Raw genomic sequence first — 18,683 nt, 5'->3', positions numbered from 1 at the left:
GACCGGGCGGCCGAGGTCTCTGGGCCTAGGACCACCGCCCGCCCGGGGCTCCGGCGCCCGGATTTCCGGGCCCCCGGCCCCTCGCCTCCCGGAGCACGCCGCGCGACAGTGGGCGTATGGGCGCAGACGCGGATGCGTACGCCGGGGCCCGCGCGGCACTGGTGCGGAAGATGACGGCGGCCGGGGCCCTGGACGACCCGGCCTGGCACGCGGCCTTCGCCGGGGTCCCGCGCCACCTCTTCGTGCCGTACTACTTCGCGGGCGGGGCGGCGGGCTACCGGCGGCTGTGGGGCGAGGACCCCGATCCGGCACGGCGGGCGCGCTGGCTCGACGGCGTCTACGAGGACGCCCCGCTGGCCACCCGCATACGCGACGGCGAGCTGATCTCCTCCAGCAGCCAGCCGTCGCTGATGGCGGGGATGCTGGAGGAGCTGGAGGTACGGGACGGGGACGCCGTACTGGAGATCGGCACGGGCACCGGCTACAACGCGGCCCTGCTCGCACACCGCCTCGGCGACGACCTGGTGACCACGGTCGACCTCGACCCGGAGATCACGGAGTCGGCGCGCAGGCACCTGGACGCGGCCGGGTACCACCCGGCGGTGATCACCGGCGACGGGGCGCGCGGCTGCCCCGCCCGGGCTCCCTTCGACCGGATCATCGCGACCTGCGCCCTGCCGTCCGTACCGCACACCTGGCTCGCCCAGTGCCGGCCCGGGGCGCGGATCCTGGCGCCGCTGGCCACCGGTCTGATCGCGCTGGACGTACGGGACGCCTCGCACGCGGAGGGACGCTTCCTGCACACCCCCGCGTACTTCGTCCCGCTGCGCGGCGGCCCGGCGGGGCCCTCGCCCCGGAACCTGGGGGGCCTGCCGCGCCGGGCACTGGAGAACGAGTTGTTCCGGTTCCTGCTCGCCCTCACCGCGGGCAGCCTGGACCCGCACGACGCGCTCACGCTGTGGCACCGCGAGAAGCGGCCCCGGCGCGAGCGCTTCGGCGTCACGGTCACCGAGAACGGTGAGTGGGCGTGGCTGGACGATCCGCAGGGGCCGTACGCGTGGCCGCTGGCCGCGGCCGGAGCCTGACCGGGGCCCGCCGGGGCCTGTCCCGGGCCCCGGCCCGAGCCGCTCAGTCCCGGCGGACCGTGATCGTCGTCCAGGCGCCCACGTGGACGCGGTCGCCGTCCTGGAGCGGGACCGGAACGTAGGGCTGGATCGGCTCCTCGGCGCCGTTCACCGTGGTGCCGTTGGTCGAGTTCTGGTCGACCACGGCCCAGGAGCCGTCGGGCTGCTGGACCAGGACCGCGTGCTGGTGCGACACACCCGGGTCCTCCGGCGGTACGGACAGATCGATGTCCGGGGCCTCGCCCGTGCTGTGGCGGCGGCGGCCGATGGTGATCTGGTTGCCGGTGAGCGGGCGGTGCTGCTCGGGCGAGTACGCCGGCAGGCTGAGGCCCGCCGCGTCGGGGCCGCTGCGCTGCATCATCGCCATGAAGTACTCGCGGTCGGGCCCCACGGTCGCCGTCCAGCCGGCGGAAGCGGGCGCCTGGTACTGCCGCTGGGGCGGTTGCTGCTGCGGCGGCTGCTGGGACTGCTGTTGGGGTGCCTGCTGCTGGTTCTGCTGGTTCTGCTGTTGCGGCTGTGACGGCGGGGGCAGCGTCCAGTCGTCGTCACCGTCGTTGTCCCGCCGCGGGGGCGCCGGCGGCGGCTGCTGGAACGGTGGGGGCGGCGGTGGACCCGGCTGCTGCTGGAAGGGATCCTGCGACTGGAAAGGGGCCTGCTGCGGGAAGGGGTGCGGCGGGGCCTGGCGGCCGGACTGCTCGGGTGCCAGCGGCTCGGCCGGCCGGTTCATCTGCGACGGCCGTGAGCTCTGGTACTCGTACGGATCCGGGGCCTGCGGAGGCCGCTGCGCCTGCGCCTGGAACCCGGGCGGCAGATTGAGGCCGGAGCGCGGACCGGGACCACCGGGACCCCGGCCGGGAGGAGGACCGGAGTTCTGCGGGGCGACCGGGGTGTACGAGGTCGCCGTGTTCGTCAGGTAGTTCCAGCGGCACTCCTCGCAGAACGGGGCCATGGCCTCGCGCGGGGTGCGGCACTGCGGGCAGATCTCCGCCTGGGCGGTGGCGTCCGGACCCGGCGGCGGGAAGCCGTATCCCGAGCCGGGCCCTGCGGGGCCGGGACCAGGACCAGGACCTGCGGGGCCGGGACCGGGGCCCTGCGGGTATCCGTAACCGGGAGCGGGCGGCGGGGGAGGCGGCGGCGCGGCGCCGGCCATGCGGTGGCCGCAGACCTCGCACCAGTCGTCGGAACCCGACTGGTGTCCGTTCGGGCAGGTCGGCATGTCGGCGCTTCCCCCTCTCTCGTCCGGCCCGAAGGCCGTAAATCATCACTTCACGTAGGAACTTGGTTACTTCTTGACACGAACTGTCTTGGTCGAGCGCGTTTCGAGGGTCATCTCGTCCGCCTCTGCGACCTTCGCCTTGAGTCGCACAGTACCCGTCGCCGCGTCGACGACGTCCACCACCTTCGAAAGCAGTTTCGCGGTGTCCGCGTTGCCCGAAGCGGCGGCCAGTTGCACCGCGCGGCCGAGTTTCGCGGTCGCCCCGTCGAGGTTGCCCGACTTGCGGTCATCCAGCCCCTGCTGGATGACCTGTGCCAGTTCGGCCTGCCCCGTGTAGTGCGCCACCTGCGGATTCATGGAGGTGGACGCCACCATGTCGTCCGTCCACACCGCCCGTACGAGCCCCTGGGAGAGCCTCTGCGCCGGACCGCCCGACGGGTCGGGGAGGACGAGGGAGACGCGGGCCGCCAGCATTTCCTGGCCGATGCCGGCCTCCGGCACCTGTACGCACACGTGGTAGTCGCGGGACTCGTCGCCCCAGGAGCCCGTCGGGTAGTCCCCGGTGCGCGGGCCCGCCTCGGTGCGCCGCCCGGTCAGGTCCTCGACGGCCGGCGCCACCTGCTTGACGAACTTGATCTCCGTACCGACGGGCGTCCACAACCGCAGCGCCACGTCCGCGACCGCCTTGCCCATCGCGTTCTCCATCATCCGTGCGAAGTCCGCCGCCAGGCCGCTGGGGTCGGCGACGATGTCGGCCGTGCCGAGCAGCGCCGAGGCGATGCCGGCGACCTCCTTGACCTCCCAGTCCGTACCGACGCCGCGCGCGTCGCAGGTGAAGCGGCCCGCGCAGGATTCGAGCGCGGCCTGGAGGTCCTTGGGGGACTGGTGCTCGTTGCGTCCGTCGGTCAGCAGGATGCCGTGCCTGATGGGGACTTCGGCCGTGCCGAGCAGCCGGTCGGCCAGTCGCAGCCAGGTGCCGATCGCCGTGCCGCCGCCGGTGCTCAGCCCGTACAGGGCCTCCTTGGCCTGGGCCCTGGTCAGCCGGCTCGCGGTCGCGAGGCGGCCGTTGCCCGGGTAGACCTCCTTGGCGAGGTGCGTACCGCCGACCAGCGCGAAGGCGACGCCGTCGCGCAGGGTGTCGACGGCGGCTGCCGTGGCCTCGCGCGCGTTGCGCATCTTGGCCGGCGGGTACTCCATCGAGCCCGAACAGTCGACCATGATCACGACGGCGGCGCTCGGCCCCTGCCCCGGTATGCGCGCGGGTGGGGCGCCGGCCCCCGCCAGGAGCGCGCCGCCGCTCGTGCCGCCCCCGGTGGACGTCACGGTGACGATGGCGTTGACCTCGCGGCCGCCCTCCGGCAGGTACGCGTTCTGGTACACGTCGACGGAGAACTGGGGCACGTGCGACTTGGAGAAGTTGGCCATGGTCAATCGGCTCCTCGGGACTCGACTCCACGCAACAGGCGGTGGAGGCGGTGCAGGCGTGGGAAGGAAGAGTGACGTGCGGCGGTCTGAATACAGGGGCCGTGCCGTGCCGTGCGGGGCCTTACGCCGTGCCGTAGGCCGATCCTGCCCCCTGCTCCGGCGCGGCGAACGGCAGCACGGCCACTGTTACGTTGTCGTGGCCCCCGCCGTCGAGCGCGTGCCCCACCAGCACCTGGGCGCAGTGCAGCGGCCGGGTGGCGGCATCGGCCGGTGCGGCCCGGGCCATCTCCTGCGCCGCCTCCGCGTAGTTCCACAGGCCGTCGGTGCACACCACCACCACACCCGGCCGGTCCGGCTTGAACGACGCGGTGTGCGGCTCCAGTTCGTACGCGTCGGCGCCGAGCCAGCCCGTGATGGCGTGGGCGCGCTCGTCGGCGTACGCCTCCGCCTCGTTCATCAGGCCCGCGGCCACCATCTGGGCCGCCCACGAGTCGTCCTCGGTGAGCCGGGCGGGCGGCGCGGTGCGGTCGTCGGGCACCCAGTAGACGCGGCTGTCGCCGACCCAGCCGACGACGAGCAGACCGTTCGCCACGATCGCGCCGACCAGGGTGCAGGCGGGCGCGTTCGTATGACGGCCCGCGTCGTGCTCCGCGGAGTGGGCGGAGTCGCCGGCCAGGGAGTTGACCGACTCGGCCGCCGCCACGATCGCCTCGTGCATGGCCTGCTGCGGGTGCGTGCCGCGCGGCAGCGACTCCAGGAGGGTCTCGTTGGCGGCGCTCGCGGCGGCCGCCGACGCCTCGTCGGGGCGGGTCGCCGAGGACACGCCGTCGCAGACGATCGCGACGACGGCGGGCGAACCGTCGGGCAGGGCCGCCGACGAGACCGCGAACGCGTCCTCGTTGCGGTGGTGGCGCAGCCCGCGGTCGCTGACCGCGGCGACCGCGTCCAGCTCCTGCTCCAGGTGGTCGCGTTCGCGCGGCTGTGCGTGGCCGCAGTTCTCGCAGTAGCCGTCCGCGTCGATCCGGCCGGCGCGGCAGGCGACGCACACCTTGGCGGGCGGGCCGGCCGGGGGTGCGGGCGCGGGCCCGGCGGAGCGGGGGTCGGCGGACTGCGGTGGTGCCAGTGGTGGTGCGGGTGCGGCCGGCGGTGCCGGGGCGGGGGCCGCGAGCGTGAAGTCGTCGCTCCCCGGTGCCGCGCGGAGCGGGTCGTCGTGCCGTACGCCGGCCGGGGGCAGGTCCGCGCCCGGCTCCGTACGGTCCGCCGCGGTGCGGCCCTGCGGCTCCGTGGGCCCCTGTGGCCCGTGCGGCCCCTGCGGCAGGGCCGACAGGTCGTACCCGCACGCCCCGCAGTACAAGTCGCCGGGTTCCAGCGGCTCGTGGCAGCCGGGACAGGTCGGCTCAGCAGGCAGCTGGCGCATCTGCGACATCTTTCACACCCAGGTCCGGGGGCGGAAACGGTTGGCCCGTTCCACCAGGTCGATCCTTTCCTCACCGCGCTGGGCGAGCCGGGCAAGTACCCGGTACGAGCGTTCCAGGCCGAAGCGCAGGCCGCGCTCGTCCAGTTCACTGCCGAGCAGCGCGGTCCGCGCGGGGCCGGCCCCGCGCCCACCGGAGAGTACCCAGTCCAGGGCGGTGCCCAGCACCTCGGTGGAGAGCTGCTCCCGGCGTACGGCGTCGAGCCCGAAGTCCCGGAGGGCCTCCACCTGGGCGGCGGCCGCCGTCAGGTCGTCGATCAGCGGGTCCTGCGCGGCGCGCCGGCGAAGGCGCGCCCGTACGGCCGCCACGCGCGCCGCCGTGTAGTGGATCGACGCCTCGGGCACGGACTCCAGCGTGTGTACGGCGCCGGGCCGGTCGCCCGCCGCGAGCTGGACCCGGGCGAGGCCGAAAGCGGCGCTCACGTACCCCGGGTCGGTCACCCAGACGAGACGGTAGTACTCGGCGGCGTTGTCCAGCTGGCCGAGGACCTCGGCGCAGACGGCGAGGGCGAGCTTCGGCGCGGCCTCGCCGGGGAACGCGTCGTAGACGGCGTCGAAGGACAGCGCGGCGTTCTCGTCGTCCCCCGAGACGAGGGAGGCGATGCCCCGGTACCAGACGACCCGCCAGTCGTCCGGGTGCCGCAGCTCCAGGGCGTGCAGCACCTCGGCGGCGGTGTCCTGTTCGTCCGTCTCCAGCCGGGCGCGCAGCTCGCGCAGCCGGAGCTCGACGGAGTCGCCCGGTGCGGACCGGAGCGCGGTGATGAGCTCCGCGGGCGCGGAGGCGAGCAGGCCGGCGAGGAACCCGGCGTTGGGGTCGTCCGGGTCGACGCGCGGCACGGGCAGCGCGAGCGCGGCGGCCGCCGTTCCCAGGGGTGCGAGGTACGGCGACAGCGCCGGTACGCCGCCGGGCCCGGCTCCGGGGGCGGCCCCCGGCGGCGCCACGGCTCCCGGGACGGTCACGGGCGCCGGCACGCCGCCCTGGGTGGCGGCGTACGCCACTCCGGCACCGGCACCGGGCCCGCCGCCCCGCGTGCCCGCCGCCGCGCGGCGTGCCCACCGGCCCGCCGGGGCGGTCCGGCCGCCCAGCCGCGACGCGTCGCCCGTCAGCTCCGCGAACAACTGCGTGTCCGTCACCCGCAGTTCCGGCCCGAACAGGGTGGAGAGCGCGGGGCGCGGACGGCCCGTCTGGAGGGCCACCACCTCCCGCAGCACGCCCGTCAGCTGCTCCGCCATCTCCGTCGCCGACGCGAACCGCCGCGCCGGGTCCGGGTCGGTCGCCCGGACCAGCAGCCGGTAGAAGGACTCGTACCGCCGGAAGACCTCGATGTGGTCGGGGTCGGGCAGGCTGTCCACGAAGACGTTCGTGTAGCCCTGGAAGTCGAAGGTCAGCACCGCCAGCGTGCGCGCCACCGTGTAGAGGTCGGACGCGACCGAGGGGCCCACCTCCGCGACCTCGGGCGCCTGGTACCCCACCGTGCCGTAGATCGCGCTCTCGTCGTCGTCCATCCTGCGGACCGCGCCCATGTCGATGAGCTTCAGCTGGTCCTGCTGCTGGATGGCGTTGTCGACCTTGAAGTCGCAGTACAGCAGGGCGCGGTTGTGCAGGTGGCCCAGCGCCTCCAGCGCCTCGATGCCGTACGCGCACGCCTGCTCGACCGGCAGCGGGTCGCGGTGGCCCGTCGCGCCGCGCCGCTCGTTGGCGATCTCCTTGAGGGACTTTCCGCCGACGTACTCCATGACGATGTAACCGTCCATGGAGCCGGTGCGCTGGTCGAGGTGTTCGACGAAGTTGTAGATGCGGACGATGTTGGAGTGCTCGATCTCGGCGAGGAAGCGCCGTTCCGAGATCGCCGCCGCCATCGCGTCCTGGTCGCCGGTGTCGAGCAGGCCCTTGAGCACGACCCACCGGTCCGAGACCGCGCGGTCGACCGCGAGGTAGACCCAGCCGAGACCGCCGTGCGCCAGGCAGCCCATGACCTCGTACTGGCCGTGCACGATGTCGCCCACGCCCAGCTTGGGCACGAAGGAGTACGGGTGCCCGCACTTGGTGCAGAACCCCTCGGTGCGTCCGGGCCGCTCCCCGCGCGAACGCCCCACCGGGGCACCGCAGTCGGAGCGCGAGCAGAACCGTCTGCGCTCCGGGACCTCCGGGTGCTCCATCACCGCGGACCGCGGATCGGGGCGCGGCACCCCCGGTACGGAGACCAGGCCCGCGCCCAGCCGGTTGCGCCCGGACGAGCCCGACGGCGTACCGGAACTGCGGGCCGAGACCGACCGGGCCGACCGGGACGCGGCGGTGCCCGGCAGGGAGCGGGAGAGGCGGCCGGAGACCGAGCGGCGCGAGGTGGAGGACCGCGACGAGCCGGAGGAGGAGCGGGCCGAGGGCCGGGAGCCGCTCCGGGCGGAGGCGCTGCCGCGCCCGCCGGCCGCGATGCCGGTCGGCGGCGACGACAGCAGGCCGGACGGCGGGACGACCGGTGCGAGCCCGCACGTGTCGCAGTAGACCTCGCCGCCGCCCATGTCCTCGTACGACCCCGGGCATCCGGGGCGCTGACACTCGCTCATGGTGTTCTCCCCCGGTGATCCCTGTGGTCCGTGCGGTCCGTGGGACCGGACTGCCGCGGTACCAGCAGCTCCGCCGCCGCCTGCTGGTACCGCAGCACCGCCTGCTCGGCGACGCGCAGATCGCACGGCGCGCTCCACAGCATCCGGCGGGCCGCGTCGTACCGCTCGATCAGCAGCGGGTCCTCCGCCATGCCGTGCCGGGCGACCTTCGCCCTGTACGCGTCGAGCCGGCCGCGCAGCTCCGCGCGGACCGCCAGCGGCGCGGTGACCGCGGTCAACGACTCGCGCGCCCGCAGCAGTTCGTCCTCGGCCTCGCGCTCCAGGGACTCCAGGAGCGGCGACAGCCGGTGCCACTGGGCGTGCCTGCGGTAGTCGGCCGCCAGCGCCAGCCGCTCCTGGAGCGCGCTGGGCGGGCCGCCGACCGCGGGCACCTCGGAGGCGGCGATCTTCGCCAGCACCTCGCCGCGCGCCGACCTGGCCTCCGTGAGCGTGCGGTCCGCGCGCGAGAGCACGTCGCGCAGCCGCACCAGCCGCTGCTCGGCGTCCTGCCGTACGGTCAGCACCGCCTCGATCTCGCGCCGGACGTCCTCCAGCGCGCGGGCGGCCCGGTCGTAGCGCCCGGTGTCGGGCCGGCCGCCGCCCGGCGCCGAACTGCCCAGTCCCGGGCGCCAGAAGGCGAGCGGGTCGGTCACCACCTGGGCGCGCAGCACCGCCAGCTCGTGGGTGATCGACTCCAGGTCGTCGCCCGAGGGGTGCTCGCCCGGCCGTACGCCGACGGAGTGGGCCAGCGAACGGGTGCGCTGGAGCTCCGCCGCCAGGAGGTCGATCCGGGCGGGCAGCGCGGACCACACGGCGTCCGCGGTGACGACCATGTCGAGCGAGTGGGCGTACAGGTCGTTCATCCGGGACACCAGCGCCGCCAGCGTGAACCGCTCGGAGAGCTTCGCGGGGCCCGTGATCGGCGGTGCGGACGACGGATCCGGCGACAGGGCGGCCGCCACCGCCGCGCCGCCCGCGACGGTCACGCTCTCGCCGCGCAGTACGCCGGTCAGCTCGGCCAGGTCCTCGCGGCTGGGCCAGCGCCGCCTCGCCCGCAGCTCACGGGCGCCGCGCAGGGCGGCGGTGTACGCGTCGAAGTACGACCACAGCAGCGCTATGGCCTGCTCGGCGGCGACCCAGCGGTCCTTCGTGACGCCCGTCAGCTCGGCGCCTTCGAGCAGCCGGCGGCCCGCGTGGTCCTGCAGCGCGAGCAGCGAGCTCTCGATCGCCTCGTACTCCGCGCCGAGCCGCGCCAGCGCACGGTCCACCTCGTCCCGGTCCATCACCGGCCCGGTGGCACCCGCCACGCCCATCGCCCACCTCTCCGCTCTTCCGCTGCCCCGTGTGGTCGTGCCAGGAGTCACTGCCCAGGAATCGACCGGGTCAATTGTCCCGGTACTTCGGCTCCGGCGGTTTCCTGATGCCGGGCAGGTCGTCCTTCAGCCATTTGCCGTACGCCCGCATCCACGGCCCGTCGGCGCCGCCCCTGCGGTAGTCGTCGAGCACCCGGTTGATCCGGCGCACCAGGTCGTCGTTGCCGAGCTTCGTCGCCACGCCGTAGAACTCCCGGGTGAACGGCTCGCCCTTCAGTTCGACCGCCGGGTCCTGGGCGGCCTGCCCTGCCGCCAGGGCGTTGTCCGTCACCACCGCGTCCACCTCGCCGAGCTGGAGCCGCACCAGGCAGTCGAGCTGGCTGGAGACGGTGAGGTCCTCGAACCGGGCGCCGAACGACTTCGCGGCCAGCGCGTCGTACGCCGTGGAGCCCTTCGCCGTGCAGACCTTCTTGCCGGCGAGCGACTCGTCATAGCCCTCGACCGTCGACTTCCTGGGGGCCAGCACCTGCTGCCCCGCCTGGAAGTAGGCGGTGGAGAAGGCGACGTCCTTGATCCGGACGCAGTTGATCGTCATCGTCCTGACGACGACGTCGACCTTGTCCTGCTGGAGGGCGAGGACGCGCTGGCTGGTCGGTATCGCGCGGTAGGTGACCTTGTCCGGGTCGCCGAGGATGTCCTCGGCCACGGCGCGCACGAGGTCGATGTCGAAGCCTTCGAGGTCACCGGTGACACCGGCGGCCGGATCGCGGTAACCCCAGCGGAAGCTGTTCTGGTCGACGCCCGCGATCAGCCTGCCGCGCGCCTTGATCTTCTCGATCGCCGGGCCGTCCGCGTCCGAGGGCCGCAGACTGCGCTCCGGCTCCTCGCAGGTGTCCGCCCGCGCGGCGCCGGCCCGCGCCGCACTCTGCCCCGTCGCCTCCGCCCCGCCGTCCCCGGCGCCGTGGGAGAGCGGCAGCAGCGTCACCGCGGCCGTCAGCGCGCAGGCCGCGGCCATCCCGGCCACCCCGCCCCAGCCGTGCAGTCCGCTGCCCCCGGGGCCGGCCGTGCCCTCGGGACCGGTCCTGCTGCCCGCCTCGGCCACCGCGCCTCCTCCCGCCCCTGTCACCTGTACTCCGAAAGCCTGCGCCCGATGCCGAGCACCGCACCCGTCGCGCCGAGCACCGCCAGGGCCGCGGCGCCCAGCGGCAGTCCGGTGAGCGCGCCGCGCCCGCTCTCGGCGGCCCGGGTGAACTCCGCCTGCTCGTGGGCGAGCGCCTTCTCCAGCGACGCGTCGACCGCGTTGAAGGAGGCGCCCGTGGAGCCCTTGTCCCCGATGACCTTCTCCAGGGCGCCTTCGTAGTCGCCGCCGTCGTCGGTCGCGCGCGCGGCCGCGTGCCGCTCGCGCCACTCCTCGGCCTTCGTGGTGGCCCGCGCCACCGGACCCTTGCCCTCGGGGTCGTCGGCGAGCCCGCGCGCCTGTCCGAGGCGCTGCCCGAGGACCTTCATGCCGTTCGCGTACTGCGATTCGTACAGGTCGCGCTTGCCGTCCTCGGCCAGTACGGCGCCGCGCGCGACCAGGGTCAGATTCTCGTTGGCGCGGGCGTTCAGCGAGTGGATGCGCGCGTCGTTGAGCACTTCGAGCGACTCCTGGCCGTGCGCCATGGCGTCCTCCAGCCCGGCCCGTGCCACGGTGTGCCCGGCGCCGAGCCACAGCAGGACGACGGCGGAGGCGACACTCGCGGTCAGCAGCCCGTGGTTGAACACCCGGTTCGTACGCCGGTAGGTGCGCCGCTGGGCCCAGAACAGGCCGCCCAGCGCCAGGATCCCGAGCCCGAGTGCGGCGAACGGCCATGCCCGGGCGTCGTCGTAGTCGTCCCCGAGCCGGCCGGTCTCCGCCGTGTAGAGCCGCTCGGCGGCGGGCAGCAGCTCGGTGGTCATCCGCTCGTTCGCGTACCGCAGATAGGCGCCGCCCAGGGGCAGGCCGAGGCGGTTGTTGGCGCGGGCACGCTCCACCAGGCCGGTGTACTGCGGGAGTTGCTCGTTGAGCGCGGCGATCTCGCGTCCGGAGGCGCCGGCACCGTCCGTGCCGGCCGCCGCTTTCACGAGCAGCGCCGAGGCGGTCGAGATGTCCTTCTCGTACCGCTCGCGCACGTCCTGCGGCTCCTGCGCCCCCGCCAGGAAGCCGCTCGCCGCGGCGGAGTCGGCGTCCGCCAGCGAGCGGTAGATGCTCGCGGCGTCCGCGCTCAGAGGCTGGCTGCGGTTCACCACGTCGTCGGCGGCCGCCGCGCGGTCCGAGATCTCCCAGGCCGTCGCCGCTCCGAACGCCACGACGAGTACGGCCACGAAGGCGCCGATGACGCGCAGCCGGCCGGGTTCGGTCGTCGCCCCGGCGCGCAACCGGGCCACGCCCTCCGACCACGCGGTGCTCCGCGCGGGCGGCTGCGCCCCGTGCCCGTTCGACGGGTGTGCCACGTGACCTCCCCCTCGGTCATGGACGGCCTGTCGTCTCCCGGTGCGCCGGGGGGACGGTGCCCGGCAAGCAGTATGGCCGCAGGCACCGGTATCCACACCAGGATTGACTGGATCTTGTACCGATCAAGGTCTCGCGCGCTGGTCCCCCCGCCCTGTACACGCGGCGGAGGCGGGTCCGGTTCCCGGGGCCGGCCCGGGGGAGGGGCGGGCAGGGGGCGCCGCGCCACACCCGCCCCCTCCACTCACGCGTAATGCGCCCGCAAGCGTTCGTGCGCCTCTGCCGGGGCCGACGTGCGGTCCAGGCCCAGCAGCGCCGCGCCCAGCACCGGCGGTGCCGTCACCACGCGCAGGACCGCCTTCGGGGCCCGTTCGGACATGAGGGCCGCGATGCGGTCGTCCAGTTCCGGGTGGCGCGCCGCCAGCACACTGCCGCCCAGCAGCACCGGCGTCTCCTCGGCGAGCAGCCCCAGGCGCCCGAGCGCCACCGTCGCCATCGCGACGACCTCCTCGGCCTGGCGGTGCACGATCGACCGGGCGACACGGTCCCCCTCCGCGCTGACGGCGAAGAGCACGGGCGTCAGTTCGTGCCGGCGGGCGGGCGCGATGCGCCCCAGGTGCAGCGCCTCGATCAGCGCGTACATCGACTCCAGGCCGAAGTGCGCCGGAAGGGCGTGCGCCAGCTCCGTGCGTTCGCCCCGGCCGTCCTCCGCCCGCGCCGCGCACCACAGGGCCTCCTCCGCCAGGCCCCCGCCGCCGCCCCAGTCGCCGGAGAGCCGGCCGATCGCGGGGAAGCGGGCGGTGCGGCCGTCGGGAAGCATGCCGACGCAGTTGATGCCCGCGCCGCAGACCACCGCGACGCCGCGCGGCTCGTCGGCCCCCGCCCGGAGCACGGCGAAGGTGTCGTTGCGGACGTCCGACGTACGGCCCCATCCCCGTGCGTGGACGGCGGCCCCCAACTCCTCCTCCTCCACCGGGAGGTCGACGTTGGCGAGGCAGGCGCAGACGTGCTCGGCGCCCGCCGCGCCCGCCTCCTCCAGTGCCCGGGCCACCGTCTCCGCCAGCGCGTCGACCGCCGGTCCGACCCCGGTCACCGGCGGCCGGAAGCCACCGCCGCGCGCGGCCGACAGGACCGAGCCGTCCGGACCGACCACCGCCACGTCCGTCTTGCTGTTGCCCGCGTCGATGGCGATCACGGCTGCGGTCACGCCCACGCCAGGTGCTCCCGGTTATGTGCGATCAGGCGGTCGGTGAGCCCCTCGGCGTACTCGAACTGGCCGATCAGGGGGTGGGCGAGCAGCGCCCTGAAGACGCGCTCGCGGCCGCCGTGCAGCGCCGCTTCCAGGGCCAGGTCCTCGTACGCCGTCACGTTCGCGACGAGCCCCGCGTACAGCGGGTCCAGCTCCGCTACGGCCAGCGGCGTGGCGCCCGACCTGCCGACCCGCGCCTGGACCTCGATGACCGCGTCGTCCGCGAGGAAGGGCAGCGTGCCGTTGTTGTACGTGTTGACGACCTGCACGGGGCTGCCGCCGTCGCCCAGCAGCGCGGCCGCCAGGTCCACCGCCGCCTCCGAGTAGAAGGCGCCGCCGCGCCGGGCGAGCAGCGCCGGCTTCTCGTCGAGCGCCGGATCGCCGTACAGGGCCAGGAGTTCCCTCTCCATCACCGCCACCTCCGCCGCCCGTGACGGCTTGGTGCCCAGCTCCCGGACGACCTCGTCGTGCGCGTAGAAGTAGCGCAGGTAGTAGGAGGGGACGACACCGAGGCGGTCGAGGACCGCGCGCGGCAGACGCAGGTCCCCGGCGATCGCGTCGCCGTGCTCGGCGAGCAGCCGCGGCAGCACGTCCTCGCCCCCGGGGCCGCCGAGGCGTACGCCCGTCTCCCAGGTGAGGTGGTTGAGGCCGACGTGGTCCAGGTGCACGTCGGCGGGCGCCACCTCCAGCAGCTTCGCGAACTTCCGCTGGAAGCCGATCGCGACGTTGCACAGGCCGACGGCCCGGTGGCCGGCCCGCAGCAGCGCCCGCGTGACGATGCCGACCGGGTTGGTGAAGTCGATGATCCAGGCGTCCGGGTTCGCCCGGCGCACCCGCTCGGCGATGTCCAGGACGACCGGGACCGTACGCAGCGCCTTCGCGAGACCGCCCGCGCCCGTCGTCTCCTGCCCGACGCAGCCGCACTCCAGCGGCCACGTCTCGTCCTGGTTGCGGGCGGCCTGCCCGCCGACGCGCAGCTGGAGCAGCACCGCGTCGGCGTCCGCCACGCCCGCCTCGACGTCGGAGGTGGTCGTGATGCGCCCCGGGTGGCCCTGCTTGGCGAAGATGCGGCGGGCGAGCCCGCCCACCAGGTCGAGGCGGTCGGCGGCCGGGTCGACGAGGACGAGCTCCCCGATCGGCAGGGTGTCGTGCAGACGGGCGAAGCCGTCGACCAATTCGGGGGTGTAGGTGGAACCGCCACCCACTACTGCCAGTTTCATGCCGGTCGTCGTCATCAGCCCTGTCAGCCCTTCACTCCGGTCGGTGTGACGCCTTCGGCGAACGCCTTCCGGGCGAAGACGACGATCACAGGGGCCATGACCAGTACGGTCGCGGCGACGGCCGAGGTGGTCGGAGGCCGGTTACTGCTGTTCTCGCGCATGGCGGGGCTCCAGGGGCCGGGGCAGGGACGGGGTGGGTGGGACGGCAGGAGGGAAGCAGGGGAGAAGGGATCAGCGGGAGGTGGTGTCGAAGACCTCGTCGCGCGTGGTGGCGAGGGCGCTCTCCAGAGCGCCGCGCAGTACGGGCCGTTCCTGTACGGAACCGATGACGAGCCGGGGCCGCGGCGCGGCCAGCTCCGCCAGTTCCGCCTGGACCAGCGCGCGCAGCGGTTCGCCGCCGGCGACGAGGACCCCGCCGGACAGCACGATCAGCTCGGGGTCGAGGATCGCGACCATGGAGGCGAGGCCGGTCGCGATCCCGGTCGCGAAGGACCGCAGGAGCTCCCCGTACGGTCCGCCGGCCGCCCGGGACGCCTCACCGACCAGCGCGATCGCCTCATCGGTGTACGTCGCCCCGGCCGGCACCGCGATGCCGAGCTCCCGGGCCAGCCGGGTCACGGCCCGCCCGCCCGCCAGCTCCTGGAAGCCGCCGGCGTTCGCCCTGGTCACCCGGCGCACGAGCGGGGTGCCCGGCACCGGCATGAACCCGACCTCGCCGGCGCCGCCGGTCCAGCCGCGGTGCAGCTGCCCGCCGATCACCAGCGCCGCGCCGAGACCGCCGTGGTTCCACAGCAGTACGAAGTCCTGATGGCCCCGGGCCGCGCCCAGGCGCTGCTCGGCGACGGCGGCCAGGTTCACGTCGTTCTCGTACTCGACGGGCAGGGGCAGCGCGGCCGCCAGGTCGTCGAGGAGGGTGGGGGAGTGCCAGCCGGGGAGGTGGGAGGCGTACCGCAGCCGTCCGGTGCCGGGGTCGAAGGCGCCCGGAGTGCCGATGACGACGCGGTGCACGTCGGACCGCACGAGCCCGGCGGCCCGCACCGCGCCGTCGAGCGCCTCGGTCACCCGGCGTACGACGGACTCGGCGCGGCTCTGCGGGGCCGGCAGTTCGAACGCGCCGACGGACCGGCCGGTGATGTCCGCCACGGCGGCGCGGATGCGCCGGGGCGTCACGTCGAGGCCGGCGACGTGTGCGGCCCGCGCGTTGACCGCGTACAGCTGCGCGTTCGGTCCCGGGCGTCCCTCGGTCGTACCGGTGGCGACCACGAGGCCGGCGGTCTCCAGGCGGACGAGCAGCTGGGACGCGGTGGGCTTGGAGAGACCGGTGAGCTTGCCGAGCCTCGTGCGGGAAAGGGGCCCGTGCTCCAGGAGCAGGTCGAGTGCGGCGCGGTCGTTCATCGCCCGCAGAACGCGCGGCGTCCCCGGTGGTCCGGTCACGGCACAGCACCCGCCCTTCGGTCGCCCGCTCTCCCCACACCACTGTCAGGAAAGTTTCCTGTTCGACGGGGTGAAGGTAGGGCGCGGGCGAGCCGGGCGTCAAGGGCCGTCCATGCACGGCGCCCCCGCGGCGACCGGAGCGTCACCTGCGGGGGCGCCGGACGGGCGTACGGGACTACTTGCTGAGGTTCGCGGACGGCGGGATCGGGGACGCGGCGAGGGACTGCGGGGACGTAGGGCTGGCCAGCGCGGACGGCGCCGACACGCCCGCCGTCGGGTCGGCCGGTGCGTCCTCCTGGCCGAGCGGCACCGGGCCGCCGACGATCCGTATCCCCGCCCGGTCGAAGGCCTGCTTGATGCGCCAGCGCAGTTCCCGCTCCACCGCGAGCGCCTTGCCCGGCATCGTCTTCGCGGAGAGCCGCACCACCATCGAGTCGAGCAGCACCGAGTCCAGGCCCAGCACCTCGACCGGGCCCCACAGCAGCTCGTTCCACGGCTCGGCCTTGGCGAACTCCTCGGAGGTCTCGACGATGACCGCGCGCACCCGGTCCAGGTCCTCGGAGGGGCGCACCTGCACGTCGACCCCGGCCGTGGCCCAGCCCTGGCTGAGGTTGCCGATCCGCTTGATCTCGCCGTTGCGGACGTACCAGATCTCGCCGTTCTCGCCGCGCAGCTTCGTCACGCGCAGGCCGACCTCGATCACCTCGCCCGAGGCGACACCCGCGTCGATGCTGTCCCCGACGCCGTACTGGTCCTCCAGGATCATGAAGACGCCGGAGAGGAAGTCGGTGACGAGGTTGCGCGCACCGAAACCGAGCGCCACACCGGCCACACCCGCCGAGGCGAGCAGCGGCGCCAGGTTGATGTTGAGTGCGCCGAGCACCATCAGGGCGGCCGTACCGAGGATCAGGAACGACGCGACGGACCGCAGGACGGACCCGATCGCCTCCGAGCGCTGGCGGCGCCGCTCGGCGTTCACCAGGAGGCCGCCGAGCGCGGTGCCCTCGACCGCCTGGGCGCTGCGGTTCATCCGGGCTATCAGCCTGGTGAGCGAGCGGCGGATGACCGTGCGCAGCACGGCGGCGATCACCACGATCAGCAGGATGCGCAGGCCCACGCTCAGCCAGGTGGACCAGTTCTGCTCGACCCAGCTCGCGGCGTCGGTCGCCTGCTGCGCCGCCTCGTCGAGGGTGACCGGTTCGGACGTCGGATCGGCGGCCGGCACAACGGACCACAGCACGGCGGGGACCTCCAGGCGGAAGACGGGGGGACCAACCACACTAACGGGGCATCCCGCGTAGTCCGGTGCGATGTTCGAGGGAGAGACAAGGCTCACCAGGGCATGAAGGTCATGAAGGCCGTGTGGTCGAAAACACTCCGAGCCCGTTACCCGGACGTGGTGGCGCTTCGACCAGGCATGAGGGGAGACTGAGAGCAGATCGTCCCGGCGCGAGCCACGCGCCGCCGGCGTTATAGGAGGCATCCGTGCCGCATGTCCTGGTCCTCAACGCGTCGTACGAGCCGCTCGGCGTCGTACCGCTCCGCCGCGCGCTCGTCCTCGTCCTGGAGAACAAGGCTGTCTGCCTCGAGGAATCCGGCGCCTTCATGCACAGCGCGACCCGCGCCGTCCCGGCCCCCAGCGTCGTCCGGCTGAAACGGTTCGTGCGGGTTCCCTACCGGGGTCCCGTCCCCCTCACCCGCCGTGCGCTCTTCGCCAGGGACGGCGGGCGCTGCATGTACTGCGGTGGCGTCGCAACCAGCGTCGACCACGTCGTTCCGCGCAGTCGCGGGGGGCAGCACGCCTGGGAGAACGTCGTGGCGGCCTGCCGCCGCTGCAACCACGTCAAGGCGGACCGGCACCTCATGGAGCTCGGCTGGCGCCTGCGCCACCAGCCCGCCCCGCCGACCGGGCTGGCCTGGCGGATCATCGGGACCGGGCACCGGGATCCACGGTGGCTGCCGTACTTGCAGCCGTTCGGCGCGGACGACGCGCTGGCCCGGATCGACGGCGTCTCCGCCTGAGGGCCCGGGCCGCCGCCCCGGGCCGCGTCGATCATGCGCCGGGCACGGTGGGCGCCGGCACCGGTCGTGCGGCGCACCCCGGTGACCACCCCTCACCACCGTGCGAGCGACCCCGTCGTGCCGAGGTGCCCGTACGCCGAGGTGCCCGTACCCCCGGAGCGGAATACGGGCACCCGTGGCCGGTACCGGGGACTGCTTACTGCACGTCTACGGAGTCACCGGAGGAGTTGCCGGCGCCCGACGTGGTGTTGCCGCTGTAGCGCCAGCGCCACGTGCCGTCCTGGGAGGCGGTCACCGTGGTCTTCAGGTAACCGGTACTGCTCGCGGTGACCTCCTTGACCGTGGTGTACGTGCTGGACCCCGCGGGCTTGAACTGCAGCTTCACCAGTCGGCCGCCGTAGTTGTCGTAGCGGTGCGTGCTCCAGTTGGCGCGCTGCACGGTGCCGGTGACGGTGATCGGCTTCCCCTTGGCGACGGGCTCCGGGGAGGCGTTCATGTTCACGATGCGCGAGGCGCGCTGGAGGCGGACCGTCGCGGAGAGTGGGTCGTGGTCGAAACCGCCGCCCGGCTTGATGGCCGTGCCGTGGGTCTTCCAGGCGGTGGCATCGCTGTTGACGAGCTTGTTGCCGTTTCCGCCCGGCATGCTGTCGGGGTCCACGGTGATGGTCTCGTTGCAGTCGCGGAACGTGTAGCCGCCCGCGGAGGACTGGCGGCAGCCCCACCGGGTCGTGATGCCCGAGAGCGTGTACTCGTTGGTCCCGTAGGTGCCCCGGTACGCGTCGACCCACCAGCTGTCCAGCGCCACGTTGCTCTTCACCGTGTACGTCAACGGGGCCTCGACCTCGGCGCTGATGCCGACGACGATGGGCTTGCCGTTGTTGAACACGACGTTCGAGAACGTGATGTCACTGTCGGCCGCGTGCGCGGCCGGCGCCGTGAGCCCCACGCCCGCGAGCGCCATCCCCCCGGCCACCGCGACGGCGGCCGCGCGCCGCAGAGCCGACGGCCCGTGCCGCTCCGAAGACACGGCAGATACCGAAGTGTTCAATCCCCACCCCTGAAGTTGTGAATGTGCTGTGCGACGGGCCCATGCCCGCCGCACGCACTTTAGATCATCGGGCGCACTGGTTTT

Annotated in this window: 14 protein-coding genes and 1 pseudogene; 2 read left to right on the top strand and 13 right to left on the bottom strand. The window is 74.0% G+C overall.

The genetic code is table 11. From position 1 onward, the window contains the following. Positions 1–116: 116 nt before the first annotated feature. Positions 117–1,085 (top strand): methyltransferase domain-containing protein, encoded by a 969-nt coding sequence (locus ABD374_RS23430; RefSeq protein WP_344497554.1) that lies wholly within the window; start codon positions 117–119, stop codon positions 1,083–1,085. A 43-nt stretch (positions 1,086–1,128) separates the two neighbouring features. On the opposite strand, the gene ABD374_RS23425 is transcribed toward ABD374_RS23430, so the two are convergent. From ABD374_RS23425 to ABD374_RS23370, 12 genes and pseudogenes are all read right to left on the bottom strand, one after another. Then, entirely contained in the window at positions 1,129–2,340 is a 1,212-nt protein-coding gene (locus ABD374_RS23425; protein WP_344497553.1) for an FHA domain-containing protein, read from the bottom strand. A gap of 66 nt (positions 2,341–2,406) precedes the next feature. After that, entirely contained in the window at positions 2,407–3,765 is a 1,359-nt protein-coding gene (locus ABD374_RS23420) for a vWA domain-containing protein (RefSeq protein ID WP_344497552.1), read from the bottom strand. Between the two features lie 121 nt (positions 3,766–3,886). After that, a complete protein-coding gene (locus ABD374_RS23415; protein WP_344497551.1) occupies positions 3,887–5,191 on the bottom strand; it encodes a PP2C family protein-serine/threonine phosphatase in 1,305 nt (434 codons plus the stop codon). Between the two features lie 3 nt (positions 5,192–5,194). Beyond that, positions 5,195–7,804, bottom strand: coding sequence for a serine/threonine-protein kinase (locus tag ABD374_RS23410; protein WP_344497550.1), 2,610 nt, complete (start codon positions 7,802–7,804; stop codon positions 5,195–5,197). Beyond that, positions 7,801–9,156: a coiled-coil domain-containing protein gene (locus ABD374_RS23405; RefSeq protein ID WP_344497549.1), complete on the bottom strand. Its 1,356-nt coding sequence runs from the start codon at positions 9,154–9,156 to the stop codon at positions 7,801–7,803. The genes ABD374_RS23410 and ABD374_RS23405 overlap by 4 nt, the downstream gene beginning before the upstream one ends. A gap of 70 nt (positions 9,157–9,226) precedes the next feature. After that, entirely contained in the window at positions 9,227–10,171 is a 945-nt protein-coding gene (locus ABD374_RS23400; protein ID WP_344497784.1) for a glutamate ABC transporter substrate-binding protein, read from the bottom strand. A gap of 107 nt (positions 10,172–10,278) precedes the next feature. Continuing rightward, positions 10,279–11,562, bottom strand: a complete 1,284-nt coding sequence (locus ABD374_RS23395; protein ID WP_344497783.1) for a hypothetical protein — start codon at positions 11,560–11,562, stop codon at positions 10,279–10,281. A gap of 308 nt (positions 11,563–11,870) precedes the next feature. Beyond that, on the bottom strand, positions 11,871–12,839 hold the full coding sequence (locus ABD374_RS23390; RefSeq protein ID WP_344497548.1) for an N-acetylglucosamine kinase: 969 nt from the start codon (positions 12,837–12,839) through the stop codon (positions 11,871–11,873). Next, a complete protein-coding gene (locus ABD374_RS23385; protein ID WP_344497547.1) occupies positions 12,830–14,095 on the bottom strand; it encodes a 6-phospho-beta-glucosidase in 1,266 nt (421 codons plus the stop codon). The genes ABD374_RS23390 and ABD374_RS23385 overlap by 10 nt, the downstream gene beginning before the upstream one ends. 23 nt (positions 14,096–14,118) lie before the next feature. Continuing rightward, positions 14,119–14,214: pseudogene (locus ABD374_RS23380) on the bottom strand (carbohydrate ABC transporter permease); the annotation flags it as partial. A gap of 112 nt (positions 14,215–14,326) precedes the next feature. Continuing rightward, positions 14,327–15,490, bottom strand: coding sequence for an ROK family transcriptional regulator (locus tag ABD374_RS23375; protein ID WP_344497782.1), 1,164 nt, complete (start codon positions 15,488–15,490; stop codon positions 14,327–14,329). A 214-nt stretch (positions 15,491–15,704) separates the two neighbouring features. Next, positions 15,705–16,769, bottom strand: a complete 1,065-nt coding sequence (locus tag ABD374_RS23370; RefSeq protein WP_344497781.1) for a mechanosensitive ion channel family protein — start codon at positions 16,767–16,769, stop codon at positions 15,705–15,707. 245 nt (positions 16,770–17,014) lie between these two features. Between ABD374_RS23370 and ABD374_RS23365 the strand changes: the two genes are divergently transcribed. After that, positions 17,015–17,551 (top strand): HNH endonuclease, encoded by a 537-nt coding sequence (locus ABD374_RS23365; RefSeq protein WP_344497546.1) that lies wholly within the window; start codon positions 17,015–17,017, stop codon positions 17,549–17,551. Positions 17,552–17,747: 196 nt separating this feature from the next. On the opposite strand, the gene ABD374_RS23360 is transcribed toward ABD374_RS23365, so the two are convergent. Beyond that, positions 17,748–18,578 (bottom strand): hypothetical protein, encoded by an 831-nt coding sequence (locus ABD374_RS23360; protein WP_344497545.1) that lies wholly within the window; start codon positions 18,576–18,578, stop codon positions 17,748–17,750. Positions 18,579–18,683: the final 105 nt, after the last annotated feature.

The sequence above is a fragment of the Streptomyces enissocaesilis genome (assembly GCF_039533765.1).
Taxonomy (GTDB): domain Bacteria; phylum Actinomycetota; class Actinomycetes; order Streptomycetales; family Streptomycetaceae; genus Streptomyces; species Streptomyces enissocaesilis.
This window is presented reverse-complemented; position numbering and strand designations above follow the sequence as displayed.

Excerpts from the sequence above, each read along its gene's own strand:
- ABD374_RS23430 (WP_344497554.1), top strand. The coding sequence starts at position 117 with ATGGGCGCAGACGCGGATGCGTACGCCGGGGCCCGCGCGGCACTGGTG.
- ABD374_RS23425 (WP_344497553.1), bottom strand. The coding sequence starts at position 2,340 with ATGCCGACCTGCCCGAACGGACACCAGTCGGGTTCCGACGACTGGTGC.
- ABD374_RS23420 (WP_344497552.1), bottom strand. The coding sequence starts at position 3,765 with ATGGCCAACTTCTCCAAGTCGCACGTGCCCCAGTTCTCCGTCGACGTG.
- ABD374_RS23415 (WP_344497551.1), bottom strand. The coding sequence starts at position 5,191 with ATGTCGCAGATGCGCCAGCTGCCTGCTGAGCCGACCTGTCCCGGCTGC.
- ABD374_RS23410 (WP_344497550.1), bottom strand. The coding sequence starts at position 7,804 with ATGAGCGAGTGTCAGCGCCCCGGATGCCCGGGGTCGTACGAGGACATG.
- ABD374_RS23405 (WP_344497549.1), bottom strand. The coding sequence starts at position 9,156 with ATGGGCGTGGCGGGTGCCACCGGGCCGGTGATGGACCGGGACGAGGTG.
- ABD374_RS23400 (WP_344497784.1), bottom strand. The coding sequence starts at position 10,171 with ATGGCCGCGGCCTGCGCGCTGACGGCCGCGGTGACGCTGCTGCCGCTC.
- ABD374_RS23385 (WP_344497547.1), bottom strand. The coding sequence starts at position 14,095 with ATGAAACTGGCAGTAGTGGGTGGCGGTTCCACCTACACCCCCGAATTG.
- ABD374_RS23375 (WP_344497782.1), bottom strand. The coding sequence starts at position 15,490 with ATGAACGACCGCGCCGCACTCGACCTGCTCCTGGAGCACGGGCCCCTT.